Annotated in this window: 15 protein-coding genes and 1 pseudogene; 7 read left to right on the top strand and 9 right to left on the bottom strand. The window is 64.9% G+C overall.

The annotated features are described in order from the left end of the window. Positions 1-61 precede the first annotated feature (61 nt). Both trmB and GGR45_RS01415 read left to right on the top strand, forming a co-directional pair. Positions 62-742, top strand: a complete 681-nt coding sequence (trmB, locus tag GGR45_RS01420) for a tRNA (guanosine(46)-N7)-methyltransferase TrmB (protein WP_175313646.1) — start codon at positions 62-64, stop codon at positions 740-742. A gap of 138 nt (positions 743-880) precedes the next feature. After that, positions 881-1,120, top strand: a pseudogene (locus GGR45_RS01415) (transposase); the annotation flags it as partial. Between the two features lie 598 nt (positions 1,121-1,718). Here GGR45_RS01415 and GGR45_RS01410 read toward each other — a convergent pair. The 4 genes from GGR45_RS01410 to GGR45_RS01395 form a co-directional block, all read right to left on the bottom strand. Next, on the bottom strand, positions 1,719-2,201 hold the full coding sequence (locus GGR45_RS01410; RefSeq protein WP_175313644.1) for a DUF421 domain-containing protein: 483 nt from the start codon (positions 2,199-2,201) through the stop codon (positions 1,719-1,721). After that, positions 2,201-2,737: a hypothetical protein gene (locus GGR45_RS01405; protein ID WP_175313642.1), complete on the bottom strand. Its 537-nt coding sequence runs from the start codon at positions 2,735-2,737 to the stop codon at positions 2,201-2,203. The genes GGR45_RS01410 and GGR45_RS01405 overlap by 1 nt, the downstream gene beginning before the upstream one ends. An 84-nt stretch (positions 2,738-2,821) precedes the next feature. Beyond that, on the bottom strand, positions 2,822-3,289 hold the full coding sequence (locus tag GGR45_RS19965; protein ID WP_367890212.1) for a phosphatase PAP2 family protein: 468 nt from the start codon (positions 3,287-3,289) through the stop codon (positions 2,822-2,824). 353 nt (positions 3,290-3,642) lie between these two features. Then, the gene (locus tag GGR45_RS01395; protein WP_175313639.1) at positions 3,643-4,725 is read right to left on the bottom strand and encodes an extracellular catalytic domain type 1 short-chain-length polyhydroxyalkanoate depolymerase; all 1,083 of its coding nucleotides are present in this window, start codon (positions 4,723-4,725) and stop codon (positions 3,643-3,645) included. Positions 4,726-4,969: 244 nt separating this feature from the next. Here GGR45_RS01395 and GGR45_RS01390 point away from each other — a divergent pair, with 244 nt between their 5' ends. Further along, positions 4,970-5,188, top strand: a complete 219-nt coding sequence (locus GGR45_RS01390) for a hypothetical protein (protein ID WP_175313637.1) — start codon at positions 4,970-4,972, stop codon at positions 5,186-5,188. A 62-nt stretch (positions 5,189-5,250) separates the two neighbouring features. Here GGR45_RS01390 and GGR45_RS01385 read toward each other — a convergent pair whose 3' ends face one another. Together GGR45_RS01385 and GGR45_RS01380 are read right to left on the bottom strand one after the other, a co-directional pair. Continuing rightward, a complete protein-coding gene (locus tag GGR45_RS01385) occupies positions 5,251-5,652 on the bottom strand; it encodes a GNAT family N-acetyltransferase (protein ID WP_175313635.1) in 402 nt (133 codons plus the stop codon). A gap of 295 nt (positions 5,653-5,947) precedes the next feature. Beyond that, positions 5,948-6,160, bottom strand: coding sequence for a hypothetical protein (locus GGR45_RS01380; RefSeq protein WP_175313633.1), 213 nt, complete (start codon positions 6,158-6,160; stop codon positions 5,948-5,950). Between the two features lie 144 nt (positions 6,161-6,304). Between GGR45_RS01380 and GGR45_RS01375 the strand changes: the two genes are divergently transcribed. Then, positions 6,305-6,757, top strand: a complete 453-nt coding sequence (locus GGR45_RS01375; RefSeq protein WP_175313631.1) for a hypothetical protein — start codon at positions 6,305-6,307, stop codon at positions 6,755-6,757. Between the two features lie 82 nt (positions 6,758-6,839). Continuing rightward, positions 6,840-8,111, top strand: a complete 1,272-nt coding sequence (locus GGR45_RS01370; protein WP_175313630.1) for a methyltransferase family protein — start codon at positions 6,840-6,842, stop codon at positions 8,109-8,111. A 56-nt stretch (positions 8,112-8,167) separates the two neighbouring features. Here GGR45_RS01370 and GGR45_RS01365 read toward each other — a convergent pair whose 3' ends face one another. Together GGR45_RS01365 and GGR45_RS01360 are read right to left on the bottom strand one after the other, a co-directional pair. After that, positions 8,168-9,541 carry a glutamate--cysteine ligase gene (locus GGR45_RS01365; protein ID WP_175313628.1) on the bottom strand — a complete coding sequence of 458 codons (1,374 nt, stop codon included), beginning with the start codon at positions 9,539-9,541 and terminating at the stop codon, positions 8,168-8,170. 45 nt (positions 9,542-9,586) lie between these two features. After that, positions 9,587-10,330: a 16S rRNA (uracil(1498)-N(3))-methyltransferase gene (locus GGR45_RS01360; protein ID WP_175313626.1), complete on the bottom strand. Its 744-nt coding sequence runs from the start codon at positions 10,328-10,330 to the stop codon at positions 9,587-9,589. A 75-nt stretch (positions 10,331-10,405) separates the two neighbouring features. On the opposite strand from GGR45_RS01360, the gene ppk2 reads away from it, so the two are divergent. Continuing rightward, complete coding sequence (gene ppk2, locus GGR45_RS01355) at positions 10,406-11,161, top strand: polyphosphate kinase 2 (RefSeq protein ID WP_175313624.1); 756 nt, start codon at positions 10,406-10,408, stop codon at positions 11,159-11,161. A gap of 215 nt (positions 11,162-11,376) precedes the next feature. Here ppk2 and GGR45_RS01350 read toward each other — a convergent pair whose 3' ends face one another. Then, the gene (locus tag GGR45_RS01350) at positions 11,377-11,523 is read right to left on the bottom strand and encodes a hypothetical protein (RefSeq protein WP_175313622.1); all 147 of its coding nucleotides are present in this window, start codon (positions 11,521-11,523) and stop codon (positions 11,377-11,379) included. An 87-nt stretch (positions 11,524-11,610) separates the two neighbouring features. On the opposite strand from GGR45_RS01350, the gene ubiA reads away from it, so the two are divergent. After that, positions 11,611-12,519, top strand: coding sequence for a 4-hydroxybenzoate octaprenyltransferase (gene ubiA, locus GGR45_RS01345; RefSeq protein ID WP_175313615.1), 909 nt, complete (start codon positions 11,611-11,613; stop codon positions 12,517-12,519). Positions 12,520-12,559 lie beyond the last annotated feature (40 nt).

Genomic DNA, 12,559 nt, shown 5'->3' with positions numbered 1-12,559 from the left:
GCATGGGCAACGAGCGGCCCCACCCTTGGCTCCCTGTGCGACCCGCGCTAAAGGCCCGGCGATGAACGATCCGACGACGATCCGCCGCCTTTATGGTCGGCGTCAGGGCCATAAGCTGCGCCAGGGCCAGGCGGCTTTGGTCGAGGAGATGCTGCCGACGCTGAGCGTGCCCGAGGAAGGGCCGCTCGACGCCGTGCGCCTGTTCGGCGAGGATCGGCCGCTCCAGGTCGAGATCGGCTTCGGCGCGGGCGAGCATCTGGCCGGACAGGCCGAGGCGACACCGGGTACCGGCTTCATCGGATGCGAGCCGTTCCTCAACGGCGTGGTCGGCGCGCTCGGCCATATCCGCGACCGCGACCTTTCCAATGTCCGCCTGCACATGGGCGACGCGCTGGAGGTGATCGAGCGGCTGCCCGATGCCAGCCTGGACCGCGTCTATCTGCTCCATCCCGATCCTTGGCCCAAGGCGCGCCATGCCAAGCGGCGGATGATGAACCACGGCCCGCTCGACACCATCGCGCGCAAGTTGAAGTCCGGCGGCGAATTTCGCTTAGGGACCGATGACCCGACCTATTGCCACTGGTCGATGATGATCATGAACGCGCGGGACGATTTCGAATGGCAAGCCCGCACGCCCGCCGACTTCCTCACCCGCCCCGCCGACTGGCCCGAGACGCGTTATGAACGCAAGGCACGCCGCCAGGGACATGAGGTATGGTATTTCCGGTATATCCGCCGCTAGGCCCTCCTGTTCCAGCTTCGTTCACCCCCTTCCCTCTGGTACGCTCATCCCGGCGTTTCCTTGATGTTCCCCCAATTCCCGCGAAGGTGATTGCTGGCGGGGGACGAAATGCCGGCTGGAACGGTCAATAAAGGGACGATGAGCGACTTGTTCTGGCTGTCGGATGAGCAGATCGAGCGGCTGCGGCCATTCTTTGCCAAGAGCCACGGCCAGCCGAGGGTGGACGACCGGCGGGTCCTGAATGGCATCGTATTCGTCAACCGCAATGGGCTGCGCTGGCGAGATGCACCCAGCGAGTACGGCCCGCGCAAGACGCTGTACCATCGGTGGAAGCGTTGGGATGAGACCGGTGTGTTCACGCGAATGATGAAAGGTCTTCTCCGCCGTCGCCCCAGCTGTCACTGTCATCTTCTGGCGGCGATCAACGCGTCCCATTCGCTAAGCCTGGTAGCGAATGCGGTCCCTGCGCCCCTGTCTACCGGTGCTATCTCCGGCTCAAGCGGAATTTGCTGAGGCCTTGAACCAGAGCGATAGAAAGACGGCTAGCGATCGATCTGGTTGGGCGACAGCGGGGCGGCCGGATCCGAGATAGGCCGATCTGGATCCTGATGCGGCTCATACGCAATTACCCATTGCGGATAGCCTTCCGGCGACATGGCGATGTCGGCATGCCCGACCGGGTCATTGCCCGTTTCGATCCAGCCCGCTCCATGGCAATAATCGCAGATTGCTCGCTTGCACCGGAAGCTGACGAGATCGATCTCGGTGTTCCATTGCCCGTATCCCCGACAGATCGGGCATTTCGCATCCAGGGTCCCGTTTCGCGGCTGAAGCGGGATGATGTCGAAAGCGTGGGGGCTGTTCGGTCCGTCGCAATAGACGACGTTGCTGGCATGGGCGATCGGTCTTCTCCTACACCCCCACCGAACGATTTATCCGAGACGGGGTTGCCGCCATCGTGACGGAGTGCATGACGTTACGCAGTACCAGCGTCATCGTTGTCGGGCTGCACCTCGCCACCGTCTTTTCGGATGAAGCTGATCTTGCCCTGCGTCTCCAGGATAGCCCAGGCGACCTGATCCATGTGGGCGATACCCGCCAACCGCATCTCGGCTTCGACCTCTGCACGCGTGATGCGATCGCGGCGGAGATTCGCCTCGATCAGTTCGCCATCCCGGATGATAACCTGTGGTCGGCCGTCCAGCAGCGTCTCGAGCCTGGGTGAAAGATAGGTCGCCCAGCTCATCACCAGCGCCCAGAAGGCGAACGTGGCGATGGCCAGGATCGACCCAGTGAGGCTGAAGTCGTTATGCGTGACGCCCTGCTGGACCAGGTCGCCCATCACCACGATGACCACCAATTCGAATGGCGTCAGCTGGCCGATCTCGCGCTTCCCCAGCAGCCGCAGCAAAAGGTAGAGCGCCGCGAATGTGACGGAGGCCCGTAGGACGATGTCCATTATGGTAGGACCGGAATAGTCACATGAGCCTCAGTCAGGGGGGTGTCGTCATCCAGAAGCGTGACGCTTCCCGATACACGCCCGATCAACGGCGGATTTGTCTGGCCGTCGATTTTGACTTCCAACGTCTCCCCCGCCTTCAAGGGGCCATACTCGAAGCGATACTGGCCGTCCTTGAACCTCTCGTTTGCGGGGGCTGGTACCTGACTGTTGATCGTCAGATCGCGCCACAGAGATGCGTCCACGCCGATGACGGGCTTGGCAATGGCTTGTCGGGCGGTGACCCGGATGTGGGTCTCGAAGAATAAGCCGCTGCGTAGCGGCCGGGCGACCTTCAGCTCCAACGAAGCGGCAGGAGCAGAGACAGACGTTACGGGCGCAGGCGCGCCGCCAAGAAGACCAGTCGCCGCAATAGCCAGCGTCGCGCCTAGCACGATGAACGCGAGTGGGCTGGCATGTGCCCGAATCCCTCGAATGGGTGCGACATGGCGTTCGTCGATGCCATCAGGCAGGTCGGTGTTAGCCATCAGCGTCATCGAGCCATTTTGTCTCGCAGACGTGCAGGCACGACGTCATATGGCTCGATCCTTGGGTCCATGCCACCATGAGACATAAAGGCCTCATGGATGCGTTGATGCAATAAACACAGGTGAAGAAGGTGCCGATGTATGACGGATGGCCGGCGTCGCCTCGTTACCACCAGTGATACGCTGCGGAGCTGCGAGCCCACGCCTAGCCCATCGTACCGCCAAATCGATCGCCGCGTCGCTGACACGTTCTGCAATCAGGCCTATGGCTATCCCGGCTAGGACATCGCCAGCATAATGCGTTCCGCGCGGCACCTGTACGGCGGAGACCGACAGCGCCACACTACGAGCAGCGACCGCATGATCTGGATATGCCCGCGCAATCGCTTCTCCGACCGCGACCGCACCGGCGCTGTGGCCGGATGGGAACGAATTATCCTCGTGCCGGTCGCTATCACCTTGGCGCACCCGCGGATCATCACCGTCTTTCGGGCGCCTGCGGTTGATCACGGCTTTGATCCCGCTCTTGGCCCATGTCGCCAGGGTGTGAGCGGCCAGCATCCTCAAGCCCGCGCCAGCGAGATGCATATCCCGTCGGGCGATACCGACCACGACCGTAGCGCCGCAAATCGTCCGCATCTGTGGCTGATCACCGATCTCGCTGGCCGCGCCAATCAGCCGCACTGGCCAGCTGTCGCGCTCGTTATTCACCTCGGAGCTTATTTTATGGTCAGCCCGTTCGACGGCAGTGGTTTTTCGTTCCCCATCCATCGCCGTTCAACAGATGGATCAATCCTTTGGCTCCGCCAGTCGTGGAAGCAGGTTTCATCTGCCTGCTCCACCAGCAGGCGACGGTCACGAAAGCGAACCACCCTGATATAGCGATCGACGTGTGCTTTACCGGAGGCACCGCGTCATGGCTTCATGAGCCCGGCCGCCCTCAGTGCGTCATTGATCGTCGTCGTCGGATCGAAGCGCAACGACCGCGCCGGCGCGGGTCGCTGCGGTACGGTTGCAGCGGTGTCGACGGGTCGGGACGGCGCCACTGCAGGTGCGATCCCCCATGCGGCGGCAATCCGATATGTGGAGGAGATACCGGCACCGAGCATATGAGGCCCTGGCACGCCGCAGGCTTCATCGCCATCGGTAGCCAGTGGCGTCCCATGTCCCATGCCCGTGATCATATACTCCTCGATCACCGCGCGTCCGGCCCGGTCACGCCAGGCGCGACGGGTGTGACCATCGATCCGTTCCGTTATGTCCGGCTCGCCTAGGCGGTGGAGTCCGCGCCACTGGTCGACGATCAGCCCGGCATTGACCGGGTTCACCGTGGTATCTGCTGTGCCATGCCAGATCGAGACCGTTGGCCAAGGCCCACCATGCACGGCCGCTGCTCGCACCCGATCGCTCAGGCTGGCGCGATCGTGGCCGTGACCGCGCATTCGCTCCAGCGCTTCCGGCACGCTGTGAGCGGTGCCGAACGGCAGCCCCGCTATGATAGCGCCCCCGGCGAAAAGCTCGGGATGACAGGCCAACATTGCGGATGTCATCGCGCCACCCGCCGACAGGCCGGTAACGAACACCCGCGCCGGATCGAGTTCATGGCGCTCGACCACAGCGACAATCATCTCGCGGATCGATTCGACCTCGCCGCCGCCCCGCCGCGTATCCTCGGACAAAAACCAGTTGAAACAAAGATTGGGGTTATTGGCACGCTGCTGTTCAGGGAACAGGAGCGCGAAACCGAACCTGTCCGCCAGGGTCGACCAACCCGCGCCATGATCATAGGAGGCTGCGGTCTGCGTACACCCGTGCAGCACAACGACGAGCGGGGCATGGGCGGGCAGATCGTGCGGAATATGCAAATACCCCCGCAAAGCGCCGGGGTTATCGCCAAAATCATCTATCGGCGTGAGAGGGGCGGCTTGCTGAGCCGTCCGGTCTACGGAGCCTGCAAGGCCGCGAAGATGGGCGATCGTGTCGGAAATCGAGCGCATAGGGGTGCCCCTTTTTCGGCAGAGGCGGGACAACGGATAGGGTATGCCTGCCGCACACATCCTATTGTGCATTGCAGCATAGTTGGTGTGTCGTAGTTCGCCGCGCAAGACGGTCATGCGGACTCCCGCCATGCCACTTGCGGGAATGTGACCTCATCCCCATTTTGACAGTATCGGGCTGCCACACTGAGCATCGGCCCGGCTGAGAGACGGCTTTGCGCTCCCGCTTTAACGAGGAGCTGCCATGTCCCGCGCGATCAATGTCAACGCAACCGAAGCCGAAGTCGTCAAGCTGTGCGCCCGTCACGGTGCCACGGTCAGCGCCATCGAGACTTTGGCATCCGGCGGAACACGCGTCGTTTTGATGAACATGATTGCCACGGAGACGATGCGGGCGGCCTTTGGTCGCAAGCTGCTGAAGGGTGCCGTGCGGCGCACACCACTGCGCAGCTGGGCACGCTAGATGCTGATCTTGGCCTCCGATCGATACAAGCAGCGCCGTCGCTCCTAGGCGATGGCGCTAGGCTAAAGGTCTCGACGGAAAAACAGCTCCGGCTCATCCCGTGGCAGTAGCCCGTCAATCCGCCCGGCGGGGGTCCAGCCGGTCCCATGGATGAGTGACAGCGCCGCCGTGTTGGCGGCCCCTGCAGATATATAGACTCGCCCGCTTAGCGTCGTGCTGAGGGCCTGGGTCAACGCCTGGGCGATCCCCCTTCGCCTATAACGACCGTCAACAACCAGTTTGTTGACATAGTCCTTGCCGATACATCCACCATGTTGCCAGGCAAGGTAGCCGACGACGGTAGCGCCCACCTCCGCCACCAGCATCCGCCCTTCGACAATCTCATTGATGCGGTCGCCAGAAAAACAGTCGAATTCCATCAATCGCGGCAGGTCGTGCGGCTCCCCGCGCCGGATAGCGACCATGTGCAAGCCCCTCAAATTGCCGGGCTAATTACGGCATAACGATTGAAGCGTTGCAAGCGTGGCAATCGATTAATTGATGCGATGGCGGTGAAGTTTTAGACGTTCGTTGCCATCACTTCGTTGACCTTGCTCGTCAGCGCATCAAGCGTGAACGCTGGGTTGTGACGAAACATAGGAGGCTCAAGGCCCAAAGCGTTTCCGCGTTCAATTTCGTCAGATCAACCTTCTGATAACGCTGTAATTTGCCTATGATTCGGCCTCCGTGGCGATGGCTGTCTAGTCATGTGGCTTCGGGTTAAAGGCGCAGCGAGGCGTTCCGCCCATCCCCGCGCGCCGCGTCGAGCAGCCCCGGCATGGCCGCGATCGGCCGCAGGCCGCGCTGGGTCATCTCGGCCCGGATCACTTCGGCGTCACCGCCGTCGGGTTCGGCGCTCGCCATCGCGAAGGCCAGTAAGAGCGACTCGTCATCCATGAACTCCATGAGTTCGGGGTCGAGCATCGGGTTCATCGCTATCCTCCCTTTCTATTCTGGATCAATAACAAGCAGATCGCCCGCTGGTTGCCAATCGCCGTCGGTTTCGAAAGAGCCCCCGCCCCCTGGCGGCGGCCGGCGACGCGTTATAGACGGCGGCCTCCGAATTTGGGGCAAGACATGGTCGATGACAGCTGGGGCGTGACGCCGCCGCGCGGCGGACTGCGCGTCCGGACGAATGACAGTTTGGAGGAACGTGCCGCCGCGCGGGCCAAGGCGCGCGAGGCGCGGGCGGGCGAGCGGGCCACGTTGATGGCCGGGCGGATGGAGGCGCGTGCCGCACTGCGCGAGCGCGAGACGACCGCCCGCGAAGCCGAGCGCAATGCCCGTCGCGAGGCCGAGGAGGCCGCCGCCGCCAGGGACCCCCATGCCGCCGCCGCCAAACGGCACCGTAGCTCTGGCCGCAAGGATGTGGTTCGCGAACAGCGCGACACGCGCGGTTATGCCACGGTGGTCGATGAAGGGCGGATTCGCGAATTGTCCAAGCGGGGCGCGTCGCTCTCCGGACTGGCCGCAGCGTTCGGCATCACCGCCGAGGAGGTCGAGCTGATTCTGGCGGTGAAGAGCGAATAGCCCCTCCCCGAAACGGAGGGGGATCGTTGAATGCCTCCGCCCTAACGCCTTGCTTACCGAATTGCGCTAAAGCCCGCACCTGATGGCCGATTCCGCCCCGCACGTCCCGCGCCCGCCGCGTCCTCGCTCCGCCGTCAGCCAGGGCGTCGGGCTGGCCGGGCTTGCGGGTTCGCTGAGCTGGATCGGCTATGCGCGGTGGCATCATCTCGACGGGCCTTATGCGGCGCTGCTGCATCTGGTCTGCGCCGGGGTGCCGATGCTGCTCTGGTCGGTGCTGGTCGACAAGGTGCATCGCCATGCCTCGACCGGGATCGACTGGGCCAACCCGCGCCCCGCACGCGAGACGCTGGACATCAGCCTGACCAAGCTCGCCGGGCTATGGGCGACGTTCGGCGGGATCGCGCTGATCTTCGCGACGGGGCGCTTTTACTGGCAGGGGATTTTCGCCTTTGCCATGTGGTGCCTGGGCTGGATCGCGCCGTTACTGTTCCTGCTGTCCATTCCTTATGTGATCTGGCTCGACCGGCGGCTGGTCGAGCCGAAGGACGGGGCCTGGATGCTGGGCGCATGGCTGACCGGACAGCCGGGGGTCGATCGGGAGGCGATCTACGCGCATCTGCGATCTTGGGCGGTCAAGGCGTTCTTCCTGCCCTTCATGCTGGGCGTGGTGCCGGGCGGGTTCGGGATGTTCGTGCGGACCGACCTGAACGCCGCGCTGCACGATCCGGTGGCGCTGGCCAACTGGCTGATTACGCTGATGTTCCTGATCGACGTCGCCTTTGCGACGATCGGTTACATGCTGACCATGCGGCCGCTGGATGCGCATATCCGTTCGGCCAATCCCTATGCGGCAGCCTGGGCGGCGGCGCTGATCTGTTACCCGCCGACCATCCTGATGGGCGATAATGGCCCGCTCAACTATCGGCCGGGGACCGCCGAGTGGAGCTATTGGTTTGCCGGGCATCCGGTGGTGCTGGCCGGGATCGGGGCGGTCCTGGTCGGGCTGACCGCCATCTATGCCTGGTCGACCGTGGCGTTCGGCATCCGCTTTTCCAACCTGACCCACCGAGGCATCCTGACCCACGGGCCTTATGCGGTGTCGCGGCACCCGGCCTATCTGTCGAAGAACATCTTCTGGTGGATCGCGACGATCCCGCTCCTGTCGACGGGGACCTGGGTGGACGCGGCGCGGAGCACGTTGCTGCTGGGGGTGGTCAGCGGAATCTATTACTGGCGGGCGAAGACGGAGGAGCGGCATCTGTCGGCCGATCCGGCGTATCGGGACTATTCCGACTGGATGACGCGGCACGGGTTGGTGCCGCGGTTCTTTCGGTGGGTGATGGGGCGAAGGTGAGCCCCTGGCCTTCGACGTCGCTCAGGCCGAGCATCGTCGAAGCTTACGCCCCACGCTCAGAAACTCGCCTCGCCATACACCCGTGAGATGTCGCCACCCCATTCGCCATGATAGCGGTCGAGCAGCACCTGCGCGGGCACCTTGCCCGACCGCACGATCTCGCGCAGCGGGTCGAGAAAGCCGGTTTCGTTATCCCCCGCCCCGTTCAGCCGCGCCCGCGCCGCAAGTCCCGCATGGGCGATGTCGAGCACCTCGCCCGCAATGTCGCGCAGCCGCCCGCCGCCGGGCAACGGCGCATCCAGCGCCAGCTCCGGCACCGAGTCGCGCAGTGCCTGTCGCTCGGTCAGCGACCAGCCCTTGACCAGATCCCACGCCGCATCGAGCGCGCCATTGTCGTACAGCAACCCGACCCAGAGCGCAGGCAGCGCACAGATGCGGCTCCACGGCCCGCCATCGGCACCGCGCATTTCTAGGAAGGTCTTGAGCCGCACCTCGGGGAAGGCAGTCGACAGGTGATCGTTCCAATCGTCGATCGTCGGCAGCTCGCCCGGCAGGACCGACAGCTCGCCCTTCAGGAAGTCGCGGAACGACAGCCCCGCCGCGTCGATATATTTGCCGTCGCGGTAGACGAAATACATCGGCACATCGAGCGCATAGTCGGCATAGCGTTCATATCCGAACCCGTCCTCGAACACGAAGGGCAACATGCCGGTGCGCGCGGGATCGGTGTCCGACCAGATATGGCTGCGGAAGGACAACATGCCGTTGGGCTTGCCCTCGGTGAAGGGCGAGTTGGCGAACAAAGCGGTCGCCAGCGGTTGCAGCGCCAGGCCGACCCGGAATTTCTTCACCATGTCGGCTTCGGAGGCATAATCCAGATTCACCTGGATCGTCGATGTCCGCAGCATCATGTCGAGGCCAAGCGTTCCGACGCGCGGCATGTGGCGCAGCATGATCGCATAGCGCCCCTTGGGCATGATCGGCAGCTCGGCGCGGGTCTTGTCGGGCCACATGCCCAGACCCAGGAAGCCGACGCCCAGCTTGTCGCCCGCCGCCTTCACCTGTTGCAGATGGCGTCCCGTCTCGGCGCAGGTCTGGTGCAGATTGTCGAGCGGCGCGCCCGACAGCTCGAACTGTCCGGCGGGCTCCAGGCTGATCGAACCATCCGCGCCGGTCAGCGCGATGACATTGCCGCTCTCCATGACCGGTTCCCAGCCATATTGGGTCAACTCGCCCAGCAGCGCGCGAATGCCCGAGGCTTCGTCGTAGGAGGGCGCGTGATGGTCGCCCAGCGCATAGACGAATTTCTCGTGCTCGGTGCCTATCCGCCAGTGATCGCTGGATTTTTCGCCGCGCGCGAAGCTGGCGATCAACTGGTCGCGGGACTCGATGATGGCGCCCTTGGCGGTGCTCGCGGTCTTGGTGCTCATGAACCGCGCCTTACGCGGGCGCGAGGCTGTACGCCATAGGGTGAATCAACCCCAGTCGCCCGCCGCCGCCATCCACAGCGAGACCGCCGCCGCCGCCGCCGTGTCGGCACGCAGGATACGGGGGCCGAGCCCGATGCCGATGGCGGCGGGGTGCGCGCGGATCGCCTCGCGCTCCTCTGCATCGAAGCCGCCCTCCGGCCCGATCAGGATCGCCGCCGGGCCGCGATGCGCGGCCATCGCCGTTAGCGCGGGCGCACCGCCCGTCTCGTCAGCGAAGAACAGCGCGCGCTCGGGCGACCAGTCGCGGAGCAGCGCGGTCAGCTTCACCGGCTCGGCGACTTGCGGAAGCGCGGTGCGGCCGCATTGCTCGGCCGCCTCGATCATGTGCGCGCGCAATCGCTCGGTATTGGGCTTGTCGACGACGGTGCGGCGGGTGACGACCGGCACCAGCCGCGCGACGCCCAGCTCGCACGCCTTCTCCGCCAGCCAGTCGACCCGGCCCTTCTTCAGCGGCGCGGCGCAAAGCCACAGGTCCGGCACCGCCTCACGCTCACGCAGCCGTTCCGTCACGTCGAGGGTCAGGTCGCGCTTGCCCACAGACGCGGCGACGGCGAGCCACTCCCCGCTGCGGTCGTCGAACAACTTGACCGGATCGCCGATCCTGGTGCGCATCACCGACACCAGATAATGCGCGGCCGGGCCGTCGATGCGGATCGGTCCTTCGCCCAGCATCCGGTCGACGAACAGGCGGGGCGTGGATTGTGGCGGCCAGGCGGGGGTAGCGGGCATGGCCTTCGCTTACACGGCTAGGGTCGCCCATGCCACTTTTGCCGAGCCGTGCGTTTTCGGGCGCAGGAGGTGACAATGGCGAAACATTATCATGAGGAGTTGGAGGCGCTGCAGCTGGCGCTGGTCCGCACCCAGATGGCGATGGCGGGCTCCGACGAGCGGGTCGTCATCGTGCTGGAGGGCCGCGACGGGGCGGGCAAGGACGGGACGATCAAGCGAATCACCGAACATCTCTCGGTCCGCGCTACCCGTGTCGTGGCGCTGCCCAAGCCATCTGACCGCGAACGCACGCAATGGTATTTCCAGCGCTACGTCGCCCATCTGCCCGCCGCGGGCGAGATCGTGATCTTCAACCGCAGCTGGTATAACCGCGCGGGGGTGGAAGTCGTCATGGGCTTCTCCACCGCCGCCGAGCAGGAGGCGTTCCTGCGCGACGCCCCCGATTTTGAACGGATGCTGGTCGAAAGCGGCATCCGGCTGGTCAAGATCTGGCTCGACATCTCGATGGCGGAACAGGAAAAACGACTGGAGGCGCGACGCACCGATCCGCTGAAGGCGCTGAAAGTCTCCGACATGGACAAGGTCGCGCAGGCCAAATGGACCGATTATTCGGCGGCGCGCGACACGATGCTCACCCGCACCCACACCCCCTTCGCGCCGTGGCATATCGTGCGTGCCGACGACAAGCGGGATGCGCGGATCGCGATCATCCGCCACATCCTTCACGACATCGCCCCTGCCGACATCGCGGACGGCGTGAAGGCGCCAGACTCCGACATCCTGTTTCCGTTCGAGATGGCGGCGCTGGAGGATGGGCGACTGCAAAGATAGCGATGCGGCGACGGGGGTCAGCCCGGCGGTGGGCGCTTCCAGATCGCGACATAGACCTGCCGATTGTCGGATGCCGACGGCCCCAGGCCCTCGCTGACCTCCATCAGGCCCAGAGCGTGCAGGCCATGCGCGAGCGGGCGCGCCTCGATCGCCCACAGCGCCTTGCCCTGTGCATCGGCACCGATCGCACTCGCACGATCATCACCGTTGCCCCCTTATCGTCGGCGCCGGATCACCCACCACGTCACGCCGAGCACGAGGCCAACGAGCAGCACCACGCCCCCGACCATCCCCGCCACGCGCAAAATGGCCCAGAACAATGCCTCGACGAAACGGCCGACCGCGACCGACAGGCCGATCATCGAACAGGATATGCTGGGGAAGTCACGAGGAGACGATAACCGCGAACGGGCTTGCGCGCCACCGCTCGCGCCCATACCCGAAGCGGCATGACGATCGAGATCGTACCCGATAGCGAACACAAGGGCCTGGCCGGACGCCTGCCCCCCCGTGCACGCGGACTGGCGCTGCTGGCGCGGTTCGACCGGCCGATAGGCTGGTGGCTGCTGTTCTGGCCAGGCGCCTGGGCCATCGCGCTGGCGGGCGGATTGCCGGCCCGCTGGCCGTTGATTCTGTGGTTCCTGCTCGGCTCGATCGCGATGCGCGGCGCAGGGTGCGTGTTCAACGACATCGTCGACCGGGATCTGGACGCCCAGGTGGCCCGGACGCGGGCGCGGCCCATCCCCTCGGGGTTGGTGTCCGTGAAGCTGGCCGCGATCTGGCTGGGCGCGCTGTCCCTGATCGGTCTGATCGTCCTGGTGCAGCTTCGCCCGCTCGCCGCGATCGTCGCGGTGGCCAGCCTGGCCCCGGTCGCCGCCTACCCCTTCATGAAGCGGATTACCTGGTGGCCGCAGGCATGGCTGGGCATGGTGTTCAGCTGGGCCGCGCTGGTGGGCTGGGCCGAGGTGGCGGGCGAACTCTCCGCGCCGCTCTGGCTGCTTTACGCGGGGTCGATCGCCTGGGTGATTGGGTACGACACCATCTATGCGCTGCAGGACCGGGAGGACGATGCGCTGATCGGGGTGCGATCCTCGGCGCTGCGCATGGGCGCGTATGTGAGGCCGGGGGTGGGTGCCTTCTATCTCGGGGCCGTGCTGTGCTGGGCGGGGGCGATCTGGCTGGTGCGGCCGGATATGCTGGCGGTCGCGGCGCTGGTGCCGGTGGCGCTGCATCTGGGTTGGCAGGTGGCAACGCTGAAGCCCGATGACGGCGCAGGCGCGCTGTACCGGTTCCGGTCGAACCGTTTCGCCGGTTTGCTGATGGCGCTGGCCTGTGCGGTTGTGGGGTCGTCCCTATAATTCCTCCCCTCGGAGGGAGGAATTGAAAACCCTCCCACAA

The sequence above is a fragment of the Sphingomonas zeae genome (genome assembly GCF_014197135.1).
Lineage (GTDB): Bacteria > Pseudomonadota > Alphaproteobacteria > Sphingomonadales > Sphingomonadaceae > Sphingomonas > Sphingomonas zeae.
The sequence above is the reverse complement of the archived record's forward strand: the minus strand, read 5'-3'. Positions and strand labels throughout refer to the sequence as shown.